Source organism: Xanthomonas hortorum, assembly GCF_011305375.1.
Classification (GTDB): Bacteria; Pseudomonadota; Gammaproteobacteria; order Xanthomonadales; family Xanthomonadaceae; genus Xanthomonas; species Xanthomonas hortorum_E.
Genome location: NZ_VCME01000005.1, coordinates 68,423 through 85,024 on the forward strand (window position 1 = coordinate 68,423; position 16,602 = coordinate 85,024).

Annotated in this window: 15 protein-coding genes and 1 other RNA gene; 9 read left to right on the forward strand and 7 right to left on the reverse strand. The window is 64.8% G+C overall.

Translation table 11 applies throughout. The annotated features are described in order from the left end of the window. Positions 1-318 precede the first annotated feature (318 nt). The 7 genes from rocF to FFY45_RS05800 all read left to right on the forward strand — a co-directional run bounded on the left by rocF (position 319) and on the right by FFY45_RS05800 (position 7,254). Complete coding sequence (rocF, locus tag FFY45_RS05770) at positions 319-1,242, forward strand: arginase (protein WP_176339720.1); 924 nt, start codon at positions 319-321, stop codon at positions 1,240-1,242. Positions 1,243-1,351: 109 nt separating this feature from the next. After that, positions 1,352-1,504: an entericidin A/B family lipoprotein gene (locus FFY45_RS05775; RefSeq protein ID WP_006451340.1), complete on the forward strand. Its 153-nt coding sequence runs from the start codon at positions 1,352-1,354 to the stop codon at positions 1,502-1,504. A gap of 78 nt (positions 1,505-1,582) precedes the next feature. Continuing rightward, positions 1,583-1,717: an entericidin A/B family lipoprotein gene (locus tag FFY45_RS05780; protein ID WP_006451341.1), complete on the forward strand. Its 135-nt coding sequence runs from the start codon at positions 1,583-1,585 to the stop codon at positions 1,715-1,717. 243 nt (positions 1,718-1,960) lie between these two features. Continuing rightward, the gene (locus FFY45_RS05785; protein WP_006451342.1) at positions 1,961-2,170 is read left to right on the forward strand and encodes a CsbD family protein; all 210 of its coding nucleotides are present in this window, start codon (positions 1,961-1,963) and stop codon (positions 2,168-2,170) included. 173 nt (positions 2,171-2,343) lie between these two features. Further along, the gene (locus tag FFY45_RS05790) at positions 2,344-3,633 is read left to right on the forward strand and encodes a tryptophan--tRNA ligase (protein ID WP_176339721.1); all 1,290 of its coding nucleotides are present in this window, start codon (positions 2,344-2,346) and stop codon (positions 3,631-3,633) included. Between the two features lie 200 nt (positions 3,634-3,833). Further along, positions 3,834-4,778 (forward strand): MBL fold metallo-hydrolase, encoded by a 945-nt coding sequence (locus FFY45_RS05795; protein ID WP_176339722.1) that lies wholly within the window; start codon positions 3,834-3,836, stop codon positions 4,776-4,778. 823 nt (positions 4,779-5,601) lie between these two features. Then, positions 5,602-7,254: a M28 family metallopeptidase gene (locus tag FFY45_RS05800; protein ID WP_439333513.1), complete on the forward strand. Its 1,653-nt coding sequence runs from the start codon at positions 5,602-5,604 to the stop codon at positions 7,252-7,254. Between the two features lie 112 nt (positions 7,255-7,366). Here FFY45_RS05800 and FFY45_RS05805 read toward each other — a convergent pair. Together FFY45_RS05805 and FFY45_RS05810 are read right to left on the reverse strand one after the other, a co-directional pair. After that, positions 7,367-7,443, reverse strand: a non-coding RNA gene (locus FFY45_RS05805) — sX9 sRNA. Positions 7,444-7,502: 59 nt separating this feature from the next. Beyond that, a complete protein-coding gene (locus tag FFY45_RS05810; RefSeq protein ID WP_176339723.1) occupies positions 7,503-7,973 on the reverse strand; it encodes a Rap1a/Tai family immunity protein in 471 nt (156 codons plus the stop codon). A gap of 44 nt (positions 7,974-8,017) precedes the next feature. Here FFY45_RS05810 and yedA point away from each other — a divergent pair, with 44 nt between their 5' ends. Both yedA and rarD read left to right on the forward strand, forming a co-directional pair. Next, positions 8,018-8,959 carry a drug/metabolite exporter YedA gene (gene yedA / locus FFY45_RS05815; protein WP_176339724.1) on the forward strand — a complete coding sequence of 314 codons (942 nt, stop codon included), beginning with the start codon at positions 8,018-8,020 and terminating at the stop codon, positions 8,957-8,959. Then, entirely contained in the window at positions 8,956-9,867 is a 912-nt protein-coding gene (gene rarD / locus FFY45_RS05820; RefSeq protein ID WP_176339725.1) for an EamA family transporter RarD, read from the forward strand. The genes yedA and rarD overlap by 4 nt, the downstream gene beginning before the upstream one ends. A 194-nt stretch (positions 9,868-10,061) precedes the next feature. On the opposite strand, the gene FFY45_RS05825 is transcribed toward rarD, so the two are convergent. The 5 genes from FFY45_RS05825 to FFY45_RS05845 form a co-directional block, all read right to left on the reverse strand. Beyond that, entirely contained in the window at positions 10,062-11,177 is a 1,116-nt protein-coding gene (locus tag FFY45_RS05825) for an alpha/beta fold hydrolase (RefSeq protein ID WP_176339726.1), read from the reverse strand. A 187-nt stretch (positions 11,178-11,364) separates the two neighbouring features. Further along, positions 11,365-12,690, reverse strand: a complete 1,326-nt coding sequence (locus FFY45_RS05830; RefSeq protein WP_374728771.1) for an ABC transporter permease — start codon at positions 12,688-12,690, stop codon at positions 11,365-11,367. A gap of 7 nt (positions 12,691-12,697) precedes the next feature. After that, positions 12,698-13,858 carry an ABC transporter permease gene (locus FFY45_RS05835; protein WP_006448815.1) on the reverse strand — a complete coding sequence of 387 codons (1,161 nt, stop codon included), beginning with the start codon at positions 13,856-13,858 and terminating at the stop codon, positions 12,698-12,700. 12 nt (positions 13,859-13,870) lie between these two features. Further along, a complete protein-coding gene (locus FFY45_RS05840) occupies positions 13,871-14,560 on the reverse strand; it encodes an ABC transporter ATP-binding protein (protein WP_006448816.1) in 690 nt (229 codons plus the stop codon). 381 nt (positions 14,561-14,941) lie between these two features. Beyond that, complete coding sequence (locus FFY45_RS05845) at positions 14,942-16,186, reverse strand: efflux RND transporter periplasmic adaptor subunit (protein ID WP_176339727.1); 1,245 nt, start codon at positions 16,184-16,186, stop codon at positions 14,942-14,944. Positions 16,187-16,602: the final 416 nt, after the last annotated feature.

Consider the following 16,602-nt stretch of genomic DNA (forward strand, 5'->3'; position numbering starts at 1 on the left):
ACCGATGCGCCACAAACTGCCCAACCACGTCACTTCAAGTAGCAATCAACACCTTTACGCAGCTGACAAGCGAACGCGGCTGGTGTTCGGTAGTGCTCCGGCCGAGATGGATCACGCTGACACCGCAGCCTCTGCGCATGCCATCCACACCCGCCCGACGATTGCCCGCTACGGGGTATCGGCCGCTGTTCGGATTGCTGCAGTGGCAGATGCGATTGCGTGATTGGTGACGCAGGCCGTGCGCCGTGCTGCGCTGCCGCGCGTCAGTGCGCGGGCCGGCGACTAGACTTCAGCGCTTTCTCGATGCTGGAGCAATGCATGGCGACGCAGTACCTGCCGGTTTCCCTGATTGGCGTTCCCACCGACATCGGTGCCGGCCACCGTGGCGCGCGGATGGGGCCGGAGGCGCTGCGCATCGCCGGCTTGCAGGAGGCCTTGATCGGCCGCGGTGTGGAGGTGCGCGACCTGGGCAATCTGAATGGCCCGCGCAATCCCTGGCTGGCCCCGCAGGCAGGCTACCGGCATCTGGACGAAGTGGTGGCCTGGAACCAGGCGCTGATGGACGCCAGCTACGCTGAACTATGCGCCGGGCGCATGCCGATCATGCTCGGCGGCGACCACTGCCTGGGCATCGGTTCGATCACGGCGGTGGCCAAGTACTGCCGCGAACAGGGGCGCCCGTTGCGGGTGCTATGGCTGGATGCGCATTCGGACTTCAATACCAGCGAGGTGACGCCATCGGGCAACGTGCACGGCATGCCGGTGGCCTGCCTGTGCGGGCTGGGCCCGCAGGCGCTGACCCATCTGGGCGGCAGCGCACCGGCCCTGCTGCCCGAGCAGGTGCGGCAGATCGGCATCCGCTCGGTGGACCCGGAGGAGAAACGCCTGATCAAGCAGCACCGCATCGATGTCTACGACATGCGCTACATCGACGAGGCCGGTATGAAGCGCACCATGGAGGCCGCGCTGGCAGACATGAGCGCGGACACCCATCTGCACGTGAGCTTCGATGTGGACTTCCTCGACCCCAGCATCGCGCCGGGCGTGGGCACCACCGTGCCTGGTGGTCCCAACTACCGCGAGGCGCAGCTGGTGATGGAGATGATTGCCGACACCGGGCGTATGGGGTCGCTGGACATCGTCGAACTCAATCCGGTGCTGGACAACCGCAACGCGACCGCCGAGCTGGCGGTGGATCTGGTGGAGAGCCTGTTCGGCAAGTCCACGCTGATGCGAGATTGATCGATTGCTGAACGCGGCACGCCACGTTCACATCAAATCCACGGCCACGCAGTCAGATTTGGCGCCAAGCGCGGTGCGTTGGCACCGAATGCAGAACTGAGGAAGACCGATGAAGCGACTGCTGACACTGATGGTGCTAGGCCTGTTTTCGGCTGGCGTGATGACTGGCTGCAACACCATGGCCGGCGCCGGCAAGGACATGCAGGGCGCAGGTGAGAAGGTCGAAAAGAAGGCCGATAATTGCAGCGACGGTAAGTGCTGATTCCAGGTTTTGTTTGATCTTGTTGTTCGAATTGATTGATCTGCGGCACGTCGCCGTTTACCCACGAAGGAGTTTGTTATGAAGCGTGCAATTATGCTGCTGGTGCTGTCGGTGTTTTCGGTCGGTATGCTGGCGGGTTGCAACACCGTCGCAGGTGCCGGCAAGGACGTGCAGGGCGCTGGCGAGAAAGTGGAAGACGCTGCGCGCAAGTGATCTAGCGCTGCATGCTTAGAAAAAAACGGGCCGCAAGGCCCGTTTTTTTTGCCCATGTTTTCGGAAACTGCTGCGTTCGACGCGCCAGTTTTGCGTAGATCGACATACGCCGCGTGCACCGCACGCGTAAGCGACCATTCAGTGCGGTGAGTCCGGGTTTGACAGCTTTTGATCTGCAGCGAACGCGTCCATCGGCAACCTGACGTCACGGTCAATCGCGGCCGCATCAAGCGGAGTCAACGCATGAACACTGACATCATTTCCGGTAAGTGGACCCAGCTCAAAGGCAAGGCGCAGGCCAAGTGGGGCGACCTGACCGACGACGATTTCAAGATCGCCGAAGGCAACGCCGAGTATCTGCAGGGCAAGCTTCAGGAGCGCTACGGTTGGGATCGCGATCGCGCCCAGACTGAAGTGCGCGCCTTCGAAAAGTCGCTGCGCGACGACACCTGAGCCATCCGCAAGGTCGCTCACGCGATGAAGTGAGCGACACCTGCACACGACGGGCCGCCTGATGCGGCCCGTTTTGCGTCTGCGGCCAGGAATAACGCATGCAAAACCGGCGCGTCCATGCCCGGTGCACGGAACCGCTAAACTTGTGCGCTGACTTCCTGGCCTTCATGCAGATGACCACTCGCGTTCTTACCGGCATCACCACCTCCGGCACCCCGCACCTGGGCAATTACGTCGGTGCGATCCGCCCGGCGATCCAGGCCAGCGCCGGCGCCGATGCGGAGAGCTTCTATTTCCTGGCTGACCTGCACAGCTTGATCAAGGCGCAGGACCCGGCGCGTACGCAGCGCTCCACACTGGAAATCGCTGCCAGCTGGCTGGCCTGCGGGCTGGACCCGGAAACGGTGTGGTTCTATCGCCAGTCCGATGTGCCGGAGACCACCGAGCTGCTATGGCTGCTCACCTGCGTAGCCGGCAAGGGCATCCTCAACCGCGCGCATGCCTACAAGGCGGCGGTGGACAAGAACCGCGCCGAGGGCGAGGACGAGGACGCGGGCGTGAGCGCCGGCTTGTTCATGTACCCGGTGCTGATGGCGGCGGACATCCTGATCTTCAACGCGCACAAGGTGCCGGTGGGGCGCGACCAGATCCAGCATATCGAGATGGCGCGCGATTTCGCCCAGCGCTTCAATCATGTATATGGCCGCGACTTCTTCACCTTGCCCGAGGCGGTGATCGACGAGCAGGTCTCCACGTTGCCAGGCCTGGACGGCCGCAAGATGAGCAAGAGTTACGGCAATACGATTCCGCTGTTCGCCCCGCGCGAGGAACTGCGCAAGCTGGTGTTCTCCATCCTCACCGATTCGCGCGCGCCCGGCGAAGCCAAGGACACGCAGGGTTCTGCCCTGTTCCAGTTGTATCAGGCCTTCGCCACGCCGCAGGAAACGGCTGCATTTGCGCAGGTCTTTGCCGATGGCATCGGTTGGGGCGATGCCAAGCAGCAGCTGTTCGAGCGGATCGACCAGGAAATTGCGCCGCTGCGCACGCGCTATGAGGCGCTGATGGCCGAGCCGGCGAAGATCGAGGCGATTCTGCGCGCCGGTGGCGCACGTCTGCGCGCGCGCTATGCCACCCCGTTCCTGGCCGAGTTGCGCGCTGCAGTGGGCCTGCGCGATCTGTCCAGTCAGGCCGCGACGACTGTGGTTGCTGCAGACGAAAAAGTCGCACCGCCGGTGTTCAAGCAATATCGCGAGAGCGACGGGCAGTTCTACTTCAAGTTGAACGATGGCGCCGGTGCGTTGCTGTTGCAGAGCGAGGGCTTCGCCTCGCCACGCGATGCGGGTCAGTTGATTGCACGCTTGAAACAGGCCGAGCAGGCCAGTGATCTGCAATTGCCGGGCGTGCATGCGCAGGTGGATGCGGGGGTGATTCTTGCGGCGATGCGTGTGTTGCGCGAGGGGTGATCGGCGCGCAGCAATGCATCGCGGCTGACGGCTGACGGTACGAGGTGATCGCCTGGCCGTGCGATGTCGAATTCCGATAAGCGCAGCCTGACGGCAGCGCTGTCCAGGCGACTGATGCATCGCTGCCTGGAACTGCGAACACAGCCAGCGCAAAGCCCTTGCGCCTACACTGCGGTTTCCTGGGCAAGCATGGTGTGGGAATGACAGCGATAGCCGATTCCAGCATCCAGACCATCGATACCGGCTTTGGCGGTGCGCAGTTCGATGCGGCGTACCTGATCGTCGAGGCGCAACGTGGCGCCTTTGTCGATTGCGGCACTTCGCTATCGGTGCCGCACATGCTGGCTGCGTTGCACTCCGCCGGGCTGACGCCTGCGCAGGTGGAGTGGTTGATCCTGACCCATGTGCATCTGGATCACGCTGGCGGCGCGGGTGCCTTGCTGCAGCAGCTGCCCAATGCGCGCGTGCTGGTGCATCCGCGCGGCGCGCCGCACATGATCGATCCCACCCGGCTGATTGCCGGTGCCACCGCCGTGTATGGCGAGGCGGAAATGGCGCGCAGTTATGGCGCCATCGTGCCGGTGCCCGCCGAGCGGGTGGTGGAAGCAGCCGATGGGCAGACCGTGATGCTGGGCGAGCGTACGCTGCGCACGATCGAGACGCCCGGGCACGCACGGCATCATCTGTGCGTGTGGGATGCGCGCAGCTGCAGTTGGTTCACTGGCGACACGTTCGGCTTGTCGTATCGCCAGCTCGATAGCGCACAAGGCGCTTTCATCCTGCCGACCTCTTCGCCGGTGCAGTTCGAGCCGGAAGCGATGCTGCACTCCATCGCGCGGCTGATGGAGACCGCGCCGGCCGCGATGTATCTGACCCATTACGGACGTGTCACATCGCCGGAGCCATTGGCGCAGGCGCTGATCGAGCAGATCCATGCGATGACCGCCATTGCACTGAGCTGCGCACAGCGTGCGGACCGCCATCGCTGCATGGTGGCGGCGCTGAGTGAGCTGTATCTGGAGCGCGCCCGCCTGCACGATTGTCGCCTAGACGATGCGAGCGTGGCGCAGCTGCTGGCCACCGATATCGAACTCAACGCGCAGGGATTGGCGTGCTGGCTGGATCGCGCAACGCGGACGAGTTAGCGCGCTTGGAGCGGCTGACAAAATCGCTTGAACGCTGTATCGGTGGCGGCAACGTGTTGGCCGCACTCGCCTTGGCTGACAAGTGGAGTGATGTCGGGAATGGCAGTGACGTTGCTCGCATCGAAAAGAGCCGATCAGACCGCAGCGCAACGCGCACTGCTCGCAACCATGCACCGAAACTTGGCTGGTCGAGGGCGCGATGCCCTCACCGCTCGCGGGACACGCCGCAAGTACGTCCATGTAGGCTCGGTGGCGGCATCCATGCCGCCACACGGTCCCGCAAGCGGTGAGGACACCGCACCTTAAAGTTGGTCGGTGGTTGGGTGAAAGCCTGCCTGTGATCGCGTTGCGTATTGCGTTGCGAAGCTGATCGCTGCGGCGTTATCCGACAACACACGTCATGCGTTGCTTGCAACCATGCGCACTGACCATCTCGACGGGCCCTTGCCCGCCCGCCGTCGCGGGACCTTATGCGGCATGGATGCCGCAGAAGAGCTTACATGGACGTACTTGCAGCGTGTCCCGCGATGGTGGGCGGGCAAGGGCCCTGCAGCCAAGCCGCAGCTCAGCCGCTCTGCCCACGACGCATCCGCACCGTGGGAAAAATGATGTGTGTGATCTGTTTCATCGGCGTCTGGCGCAATGAGACATTCTCGATAACGCTGCCTGCGCGCTGGCTTCAATGAAAAAACGCTTCCCGCGCTTTAGCAAGGCATGCATTCCATGCGATCGAATGCATTCTCGTGTCCTAGCGCTCCGGTGTCGGCCGTACGCTTGTAAACTGTGTGTCATCTATCTGTTGCAAGGCCACGCCGTGAATCCGATGCGCATCCTGTTGTTGTCCGCCTGCCTGTTTGTGGGAGGCGTGGCGCAGGCCGCCAACGATCTGCCCGGCGGCGGCATCGATGCCGAGGCGTTATCGCGGCATGTGCGCCTGCTGGCATCGGACGAATTCGAAGGGCGCGCGCCGGCCAGTGCCGGTGAGCAGCGCACCGTGGATTACCTGGTCGAGCAGTTCAAGACGGCAGGCCTGCAGCCGGGCGGCGAGCAGGGCGGTTGGACCCAGGCAGTACCGTTGGTACGCGCGCAGGTGGATGGCCCGGTGCGCGCCAGCCTGCGTGTCGGCTGCAAGACCCAGACCCTGGTCAATGGCACCGATGTGACCTTGCAGAGTCTGCGCCCGCTGGATGCAGTGGCCTTGAAGAATGCACCGCTGGTGTTCGTCGGCTACGGCATCAGCGCGCCGGAGCGGCAGTGGGACGACTACAAGGGCGTGGATCTGCGCGGCAAGATCGCGGTGGTGCTGATCAACGATGCCGACTTCGAAGCACCGCAGCCTGGCGCATTCGACGGCAAGGCGGTGACTTATTACGGCCGCTGGACCTACAAGTACGAAGAAGCCGCGCGCCGCGGCGCTGCCGGCGTGTTGATCGTGCACGAGACCGCGCCGGCTGCGTACGGCTGGGCGACGGTGCAGAGTTCCGGCCTGTCGCCGTTGTTCGATATCGAACGCAGCGATGCCGATGCGAAGGCGCAGCATGTGCCGGTGCGCGGATGGATGCAGCAGGCGTTGGCGGCGTCGCTGTTCCAGCGCGCCGGGCTGGATTTTGCGCAGGCCAAGCAGCGTGCTCAGCAGCGCGATTTCGCGCCGATCCTGTTGGGCGATGCCAAGCTGTCAGTGGACTTCAAGCTCAAGCGCGAGCGCGTGGTCACGCATAACGTGGTGGCCAAGCTCACCGGCAGCCAGCATCCGGACGAGACGGTGATCTTCTCCGCGCACTGGGATGCCTTCGGTGTGGGCAAGGCCGATGCCGGCGGCGACACCGTGCGTCGTGGCGCAGTGGACAACGCCACCGGCGTGGCCAGCGTGCTGGAACTGGCGCGCGTGTTCGCGGCTGGCCCCCAGCCGCAGCGCACGCTGTACTTCATCGCATTGACGGCAGAAGAAAAGGGCCTGCTCGGCGCCAACTATTACGCCGCGCATCCGCTGGCGCCGTTGGACAAGACCGTGGCGGTGCTCAACATGGAGATGTTCAGCCCGGATGGCCTCACCCGCGATATCGCCTCGTGGGGACGTGGACGCGTCTCGCTCGAAGGCGAATTGGAGCAGGCCGCCAAGGCGCGCGGGCGCAGCTATTCGCCGGATCCGAATCTGGAAGCGGGTTTCTTCTACCGCGCCGACCATTTCGCATTCGCACGCATGGGTGTGCCGGCGATTACTGCAGGCCCCGGTCTGGACATGCTCGAAGGCGGTGTGGCGGCCGGCAAGGCGCTGCGCGATAAATACTTTGCCGAGTGCTATCACCAGCCCTGCGATCGCTGGACCCCGCAGTGGGATGCCAGCGGCCATGCGGCCGACACCATGCTGGTCTACGACGTGGGCGTGGCGCTGGCCAATGGCCGGCAGTGGCCGAGCTGGCAGGACGGCTCCGAGTTCAAGGCGATCCGTGACAAGAGCGATGCAGCGCGCAAGTAAGCGCGCAGTGATGAGGGCATCGTGCCCTCGACCAACCGGGCGACATTCGACTGCCCGGCGCTGTGGTCAACGCTCAGGTATTAATGGTTGCCGATGGACCTGCTCTAAGAGCGGCTAACAAGCCGTAGCGAGCAGTCGTCAGGTGGGTGCCGAGGGCGCGCTCAGAACCGGAGTGTACGAGTGGTACACGCCGCACCGAGCACCGGCCGCGCCCGCCTGGCGCTGCGCGCAGTCGTTTATTAGCCGCGCTAAGGCTTGCCAGGATTGCGCTGCGCGTTGCCCGCCGCAGCCTTGGCGCGCGCGCTGCCGCAGGGATAGCGTTTGGCCAGCGCCTGGACGATCAAGTCAGGCGCTGCTTGGTCCTGGCGCGCGTCGGGCAGCGCGCCGATATCGGCGATGATCGCCTGCAGATCCGGTGTGCCTGCCTTGCCTGCCGGCATGCACCACTGCTTGCGGTAACTGGCGCTGGCGACGCCGAGCAGATAGGCGCCGGCGCGGCTGGCCGAGACCAGAACCTTGAATTCGAGCTGCGCTGGCGCGTCGATTTCCGGCGCCAGCGATCCGTCCAGCCCGGCCTCGATCAACTTGCGCCCGCTGAGTTCCCAGGGCTCGGGTGCGCGTGCCGATGCCGTGGTGGAAAGCGTGGTCAGGGCCGCCAGGGCCAGCCAGGGAAGGCGAAGCTGCATGTGCACTCTCGGATGCGGATTGGCTCGCACCATACCGCGATAGGCGGCTGCTGGCTGTGTGCGGTGTCGGCTTGGGCATGTGCTCTAGAATTGAAGCTTCCGCTGCACTTGGCCCTGTTCCGATGTCTTCCTCTCACGACGCTGCCGCGCCTGCGCGCAGCGGGTTGGTCGCTCTCGCGTTGTTGCTGGTCTACGTGGTCTGGGGCTCGACCTATCTGGCGATCCGGTTTGCGCTGGAAGGTGGCGCGTTGCCGTTGACCATGGTGTCGGGCACGCGCTTCATCGTGGCCGGCACGGTGCTGTATGCGGTACTGCGCTGGCGCGGTGTGGCCGCGCCGACGCGTGCGCAATGGAAGAACGTGGCCTTGATGGGCGCGGCCTTGTTGCTGCTGGGCAACGGCATGGTGGTCTTGGCCGAGCGCAGCGTGTCGTCCGGCCTGGCCGCCACGTCGGTGGCATCGGTGCCGCTGTGGATGGCGCTGTTCGGCGCGTTGCGTGGGCAGCATGCCAGCCGTGGCGAATGGCTGGGCATCGTGATCGGCTTCCTCGGTGTGGTCTGGCTCAACGCCGGTAGCAGCCTGACCGCGACGCCTGGCGGATTGGTGTTGTTGCTGATCGCACCGATCGGCTGGGCGTTCGGCTCGGTGTGGTCGCGCGGGCGCGATCTGCCCTCGCCGTTCATGACTGCCGCCGGGCAGATGCTGTGCGGCGGCGTGCTGTTGGTGAGCGTCGGCCTGCTGATTGGCGAGCGTCCCCACAGCTTGCCGACACCGCAGGGGCTGCTGGCGGTGGCGTACCTGTGCGTGTTCGGCTCGATCGTGGCGTTCACCGCCTACGTGTGGCTGCTGCATCATGTGCGCCCGGCGTTGGCCGGCAGCTACGCCTACGTCAATCCGGTGATTGCAGTGGGGTTGGGCGCCTGGCTCGGGCATGAGCGTTTCAGCGCGCACGATATCGGTGCGATGGCGGTGATTCTGGCCGGCGTATTGGTGGTGACCTTGGCCAAGGCGCGGCGATGAGTGCGGTCTCGCCGATCGAGGCGCGTCGCGGGCTGTTGATCACCGCATCGACCTTTGTGATCTGGGGCCTGGTGCCGCTGTACTGGCATATGCTCAAGGCGGTGCCGTCGCTGCAGATCATTGCGCACCGCATCGTCTGGAGCACGGTGCTGGTGGTGGCGTGGTTGCTGGCGACATCGGGCCTGCGTTGGTGGCGCGCCATCGCCGCGCAGCCACGCGCGTTGTGGATGCTGGCCGGCAGCAGCGTGGCGATTGCATTCAACTGGGGCCTGTATATCTGGGCGATCAACGCCGGGCATGTGATCGAAGCCAGCCTGGGCTACTTCATCAATCCGCTGCTGAGCGTGTTGCTGGGCGTGCTGGTGCTCAAGGAACGCCTGCAGCGCATTCAATGGGTGGCGGTGGTGTGCGCCACACTCGGCGTGCTGTGGTTGACCGTCGATGCCGGTGCGCCGCCGTGGATCGCCTTAGGGCTGGCGTTTTCGTTCGGTGCCTACGGCTTGCTGCGCAAGTTGGTGGCGGTGGATCCGGTGGCCGGGCTGGGTGTGGAAAGCGTGTATCTGTTCGTACCGGCGTTGCTGCTGGCAGCATGGGGCGAGCAGGGCCATGGCGGCGCCTTCCTGAGCGGCTGGGAGTTGCGGACCGATCTGCTGCTGATCTTCGGCGGCGTGGTGACGGCGGTGCCGCTGATCGGGTTTGCGTATGGCGTGCGGCGGATTCCGCTGTCGCTGGTGGGCATCCTGCAATACATCGGGCCGAGCCTGCAGCTGCTGCTGGGCGTGTGGTTCTTCCACGAGCCGTTCGATCAGGGGCGCGCGATCGGGTTTGCGGCGATCTGGGTGGGGCTGCTGTTGTTCGTTGGCGACAGCGTGTGGCGTTCGCGGCGGCCGGTTGTGGTGGTTCCCTAAGCATCGGTCGTGCGCGCTCCGGCAGCCTGCCGTTGTACGGCTCCCGTCTGGATGCAGGTGACTGCCAGACCACTGCGCTCAGCGCCGTGCGGGCGCAGTCGCTGCTCGACATCGGCATGTCATTTGTAAACGCCGGTCAGGAGCGTGCGGTCCGCTCCCATTGAGGACCGCGCGCGACGTTTTGTCGGCTGCTCTCAGCCGCGCGGCGCCACTGCCGGTGTCGCCACCGCGAGCGTGGAGGTCGGCAATGCCTGTGGTGCGGGACAGTGGCTCGGGTCCTGTTGCGTTTGCGCCAGCCATTGATCGATGGGCCCGCCGAGCAGGTCCAGCCGCAGCGGCAGGCTCAGATGGTTTTCGCCGGGCAATTCGACGTAGTGCGCGCGCGGGCTGGCCAGCGCCAGCGTACGCCCGTGTGCGACCGGGATGTGCTGATCGGCATCGCCATGCAACAGCAGCACGCAGCTGCGGGTGTCGGCCAGTGCGTGCGCGACATCGACGTGGTCCAGATCCAGCTTGAGTTGGCTGTCGGCGGCAGCGATCACCGCATCGATATTCTGGTCGGCATAGCGCCAACGTGCATAGGCGGCCACCGCCTGCCCGCGCCAGCCGTTCGGTTGGCTGGTGAGCAGGTGCGGCACCATGTCGCGGATGCCACGCCCGGCATTGGCGAAGGATTCCATTGCCACCACACCGGCGACGCGCGGCCCAAGTTTGTCGGCGGTGAACAGCGCGGTGGCAGCGCCATACGAAATGCCGAACAGATACAGCGGGCCGCGGATTTCGCCGCGCGGCTGCAGCGCATCGAGCACATCGATCACGTCATCGGATTCGCGTGTGCCGTAACCGGATGGGCCACCGCCGGAATGGCCGTGATTGCGCAGGTCGATGGTGATCACCCGGTAGCCGGCCTGCGCCAATTCCAGCGACCATGGCAGCAGCGAATCGCCATCCATCATCCAGCCGTGCAGCAGCACCACGGTACCGCGCGGCGTCGGCGGGGTGGCGGTGGGAACCTTGAAGCTGAAATCGACATCCAGCACATGCGCCGGATCGTTGCGCTGGCCGAGATAGCGGTAGTGCATGGCGTACTGGCCGGGATCGATGGCGCGCCAGAAGATCGGTACCTGATCGCGCGTCACCACATGCCCGCTGCGGTTGGGCACCGTGGCGATGGTGGCGGCGATGCGCTCCTCGTCCAGCAACGGCGATACGCCACCGGGCGCTACCAGGCGCTCACTGAGCGAGGTCGAGGACGATGAACAACCGGCCAGCCACAGGCAGGCGCAGGCCAGCAGAATCAGGCGCATCATGACGAGAGATCGATGGATGAAACGGCCGAGCAGGCTACGGCCTGCCCGGCCCGCGCATCTACCGCATTGCAGTGACAAAACGATGACAGCCTGCAATGTGTTCAGCCGCGGCACCCGCGCTCAGCTGCCTCGGCTGCAACGATTCCCCACTCCCGATTCCCCATTCCCGACGGGCCAACAGCCCGCCTTACACCTCACGCAACGCCGTGGTAATCGGCAACCGCGCCGCGCGCAACGCCGGGAACAGCCCGCCGACCAGGCCAATGCCCAGCGCCCATTTCAGCCCGCTCCACAACAGCTCCGGCGAGACCTTGAACTGGAACACGATCTGGCTGAAGTTGTTGCCCAGCGTGGACACGCTATAGCCGTTGAACACCGCCCAGGCGATCAGGCCACCGAGCAGGCCGCCCAGCAGCGCCAGCAACATGGTTTCCAGCATCAGCGCCATGATCACCGGCGTGCCGCGAAAACCGATCGCACGCATGGTGGCGATCTCGCGCGCCCGCGTGGCCACCGCCGCATACATGGTGTTGAGCGCGCCGAACACCGCGCCCACCGCCATGATCGCGCCGATCACCGTGCCCAGGATGCTGATCAACTTGTTCAAGCCGCCGCCTTGTTTGCCGTAGTACGCGCGGGTCGTTTCCACATCCAGCTTGAGCCGCGGGTCGGCGGCCATGGCGGTCTTGAACTGGCTAAATCCAGCCTTGCCCGCAGTGCGGACGCTGATCGACTGATAGGCGCTGCGGTTGTAGGTGGTGGCCAGCGTCTGCGCATCGGTCCACAGCTCCGAGTCGTGCGCATCGCCGGAGGCGAACACGCCGACCACGGTCCATTGCTGGCTGCCGAGGGTGAGCGTCTTGCCCAGTTCCAGCCCGCGGAACTGATTCAACGCGCCCTTGCCGACCACGATCTCGCGCAGGCCGGTGGTGAAGCGCCGGCCCTGCACGAGCTTGACCTTGTCGTGCACCGCCCAGGCCTGTTCGCCCACGCCACGCACTTGCGCGTTGACGTCGGTGCCGTCGGATTTGGAGGCGATGTTGACCACCTGCGAGAGTTCCGGCGACAACAGCGGGCGGCCGTTGGCGTCGGCGGCGATGCCGGGCAGGCTGCTGATCAGCGGCACCAGGTTGCGGGTGATCACCGAGTTGGTTTCCGCCTGCGAGCCGCCGCGCAACACAATGGCAGTGGTGTCGTCGCCGGTGTTGTTGAGCGTGGCCTGGAAGCCCTGACCCATCGCCAGCATCGCCACCAGCACGCCGACCACGCCGGCAATGCCGACCACGATCACCGAGCTGGCACCCCAGCGTTGCGGCAAGGTAGCGATGCCGATACGCGCGGCGGCCAACGACAGCCGGCCGCTGCGTGTGGCCACCAGCCACACCGCCAGCACGACGGCGAGCACCAGCACGCCGATCCACGGCAGCGCGATCCACACGCCCAGCCCGACGGCCAGCAACACGACCGACACCAGATTGACGAGACGGTTCTTCCATTTGGTTTGCATGTGCATGCTCCTGTCAGCGGCCGGCGAGGGCATCGACGATCTTCAAGCGCTGCGCGCGTAACGCCGGCAGCACACCCACCACGATGCCGATGCCGGCCATCAGCCCCAGCCCGACCAACCAGGTCTGCAGCGGCACGCTCTGCACCGGCATCACCCCGCCGCTGCGTGCGGCCACCATCGGGATCACCAACGCTGCCAGGCCCATGCCGATCAACCCGCCCAGCCCGATCAACAGCACCGATTCGACCATCACCAGACTCAACACGGTGCGGTCCTGAAAACCCAGCGTCTTGAGCGTGGCCAATTCCGGAATGCGCTCGCGCACCGCTTGGGCCATGGTGTTGCCGGTCAGCAGCAACAAGGTGAAAAACACCGCCGCCATGATCGAAGTGACGATCAACCCGATATCGGCGAACTGTTTGAGGAAGGCCTGCTGGAAGGCCGATTCGGTCTGCGACTTGGTTTCGTGATCGGAGTTGGCCGACAACGCATCGATCGCCTGCGCCACGCGCGAGGCCTGGTCGGCATTGCGCAGCGTCACCGTGTACCAGCTGACCTTGCTCTTGATGTAGTCGTTGGACTCGTCGAAGTATTTCCAGTTCATCATCAACTGGCGTTCCTGATTGGCCGCCACCGTGCGGTCCTTCATGCGAAAGATGCCGACCAGTTGCAGCGGCCAATCGTTGCTACCACCGCGCGGAAAGATGGTGGCCTGCAACGGGATGGTGTCGCCGATCTTCCAGCCATTGGCCTTGGCCAGGCTCTCGCCGACGATGGCACCGGTGCGCGTGGTCTGGAAAGCCTTGAGCTGGTCCTTGGGCAGCTCGTATTCGCTGTAGACGTCGAAGAAGTTGGGCGCCACCGAGAAGTTGGGGAAGAAGTTCTTCGGGTCGCGATAGATACCGCCGAACCACATCGCCGAGGTCACATCGCGCACGCCCGGCACGCTGCGGATCTGCGATTCCAGGCTGATCGGCAGCGATTGGGTGATCGACAAACGCGAAGCGACCACCAGCCGGTCCACACCGCTGACGTTGCCGCCGGAGGTGAAGGCCACGCGCACCGAATCGAGCATGCCGAACAACAAGAATGCCGCCACCACCGACAACAGCGTCAACAAGGTGCGGGTCTTGCTGCGGAACAACTGCGCCCAGACCAACGAGAGATACTTCATGGCATCACTCCTTTAGAGCACAAGTGGCGCGTCGGCCAGCTCGCCCTTGTCCAGATGGATGGTATGGGTGGCGTATTCGGCGGCCTTGGGGTCGTGGGTGACCATCACGATGGTCTTGCCGTGTTCGCGATTGAGTTCCTGCAGCAGGCGCAGGATTTCTTCGGCGTTGTGGCGATCCAGATCGCCGGTTGGTTCGTCGCAGATCAAAAAAGTGGGGTCTGACACGATCGCGCGCGCAATCGCCACGCGCTGCTGCTGGCCGCCGGATAACTCGCTGGGTTTGTGGGTGCGGCGTTCCTGCAGGCCGACCAGGGTCAGTGCGATTTCCGCATTGCGTTTGCGTTGCGCAGCGTTGAGCGAGGTGAGGAGCAAGGGCAGCTCCACGTTCTTCTGCGCGGTGAGCATCGGCATCAGGTTGTAGAACTGGAACACGAAGCCGACATGGTGACTGCGCCAGGTCGCGAGCTGGCCGCCACTCATGCGATCGATGCGCTCGCCTTGAATCTCGATCTCGCCGCCGCTGGGGCTGTCCAGGCCGCCGATCAGATTGAGCAAGGTGGTCTTGCCCGAACCGGACGGACCCATCAATGCGACGAAGTCGCCGTTGGCAATGTCCAGGTCGATGCCGTGCAACACCTGCACCTGCTCGGGGCCGCGTTGGTAGGTCTTGGTGATGTTGCGCAAGCTGACGAGAGCGGTCATGGCGACTCCTGGCGGTGCAATGGGAAGAGGTTGAGAGCGGTGCGGCATGGCGACTGCGATTGCGTGAGGCGGCACGGCGAAGATGCGATGACTGTGGCGTTGTAGCGCAGCGCAACGCCTTGCGATCAAAGACGCGAGTGCCGGGCGAAGCGCTCGATTGCGCCTGGCGGCGATGCCCGAGCGTTTTATTTCTGCAATGACCGATAACGAGGTTCGATGTGGATCAAGATCAACATCGCGTTCTTTGGTGCGTGTTTACCGCGCTTGTTCATCCGCAGCTATCCATGCGCAGCAACGTGCATATACAACTGGCTGCCGAGGTGGGCGCCGCGCTCCCCTGAGCGGCGTCGCTACCCACGTTTTACCGCAGTGGTCGTGCCGTTACTCGGCAGCGTCCGGTTCTGCTTCCGCCACCGTATCGCCGTCTTTCAGGCTCTGCGGTGGATCCAGCACCACGCTGTCGCCTGCACTCAAACCGGATACCACCTGGCGGTCCTCGCCCATCACCATGCCGGGAGTGACCGTCTGCGCGCTGACGGTGTTGCGCTCGCCCACCACGAACGCCACCGTGCGCGTGTCGCGTTCGACCAGCGCGGCCGCCGGCACGCGTACGCCCTGCGGCTTGCTGGCTTGCTGCGGTTTGGCCTGTTCGAGAAAGCTCACCCGCACGCCCATCTCCGGCACGATGCGCGGGTCCTTGACCTTGAACGCCACGCGCACTTTTACCGTGGCCTTGCCGCGGTCGGCGGTGGGAATGATGGCGATCACCTCGCCGGGAATCTTCCATTCCGGGTAGGCGTTGAGCACCGCTTCCACCGGCATCTTCGGCTGCACGCGGCCGATGTAGGACTCGCCGACTTCCACCTCAATCTCCAGCGATTCCATATCCACGATGGTGCCGATGCCGGTGCGGGTGAAGCCGCCGCCGGCCGACAACGGCGAGACGATTTCGCCGGGCTGCGCAGCCTTGGCGGTCACCACGCCGGCAAACGGTGCACGGACCACGTTGAAGTCCGAGCGGATCGCCGAGATTGCCAGCTGGTCGGAGGCCACGCGCACATTGCGTTGCGCGTTTTGCAACTGTGCACGCAAGGCATCGCGCTGTGCGGTGGCCTGTTCGTACTGCGAGCGTGAGACCAGTTGCGCACCGACCAGCGATTGCAGCCGCGTGGCATCGGCATTGGCCACCGCCAGTTGCGCCTGCATGTTGTCGACCTGGCTGCGTGCGGCCGACAGTTGCGATGCGGACAGCGTGCGCTGCGCTTCGGCATCCAGCGGGTCGAGCGTGGCCATCACCTGGCCTTGTTCGACACGCATGCCTTCTTCGATCATCACCTCGCGCACCTTACCGGTGACCTGCGCCGACACCGTGGCCATGCGCCGCGCCACCACGTAGCCCGACGCATCCAGCACCGAGGCGCTGCTGCTGCCGGCGCTGATCGCCACCACCGGTGCGGTCTGCACCTTCGCCACCGGGCGGCGGGTGAACCACCAAGCGGCGGCCGCCAACAGGATCACGATGACAACGGCGGCGATGATCCAGCCACCGCGCCGTGCAGGCTCAGGGGCGGCAGGACGCTGGCGGTCGATGCGGAGTTGCTTGAGTAGATCGGCGGAAGTATTCATCGATGACCAGGACGGGATGCTGCGCAAAATGTGACGGGCCGCAGGCGGCGCCGCAAGCTGCCGGAAGTCACCAACACAGCTGCGGCGACGAACGGTCGTGCGATCAACGCTACTGCAAGGTGCTGCGCAGCATGCGACCACGGCGGCGTCGGCCACCAGTGACAGCTGTCACCTGCACGCCATGACAGCGGCGACTGGCCGCGCTCTTAGTGCTGGGCCACGCTGCGCCATCGTCACGACTGCCGGAATCGCCATGCTCTGCGTCCACCTGCACTGCCTGTGCGTGCCGCTCGCTGTTTCAAGGGATTGCCACGTACCTACACAATCGGGCGCTGCAGATGCATGAGACCGCTCGCCCGCAGCGGCCAGCTGCGTCGCCTCACGCGGCGGGCCCGGCAGTGGCAGAATCCGATCAC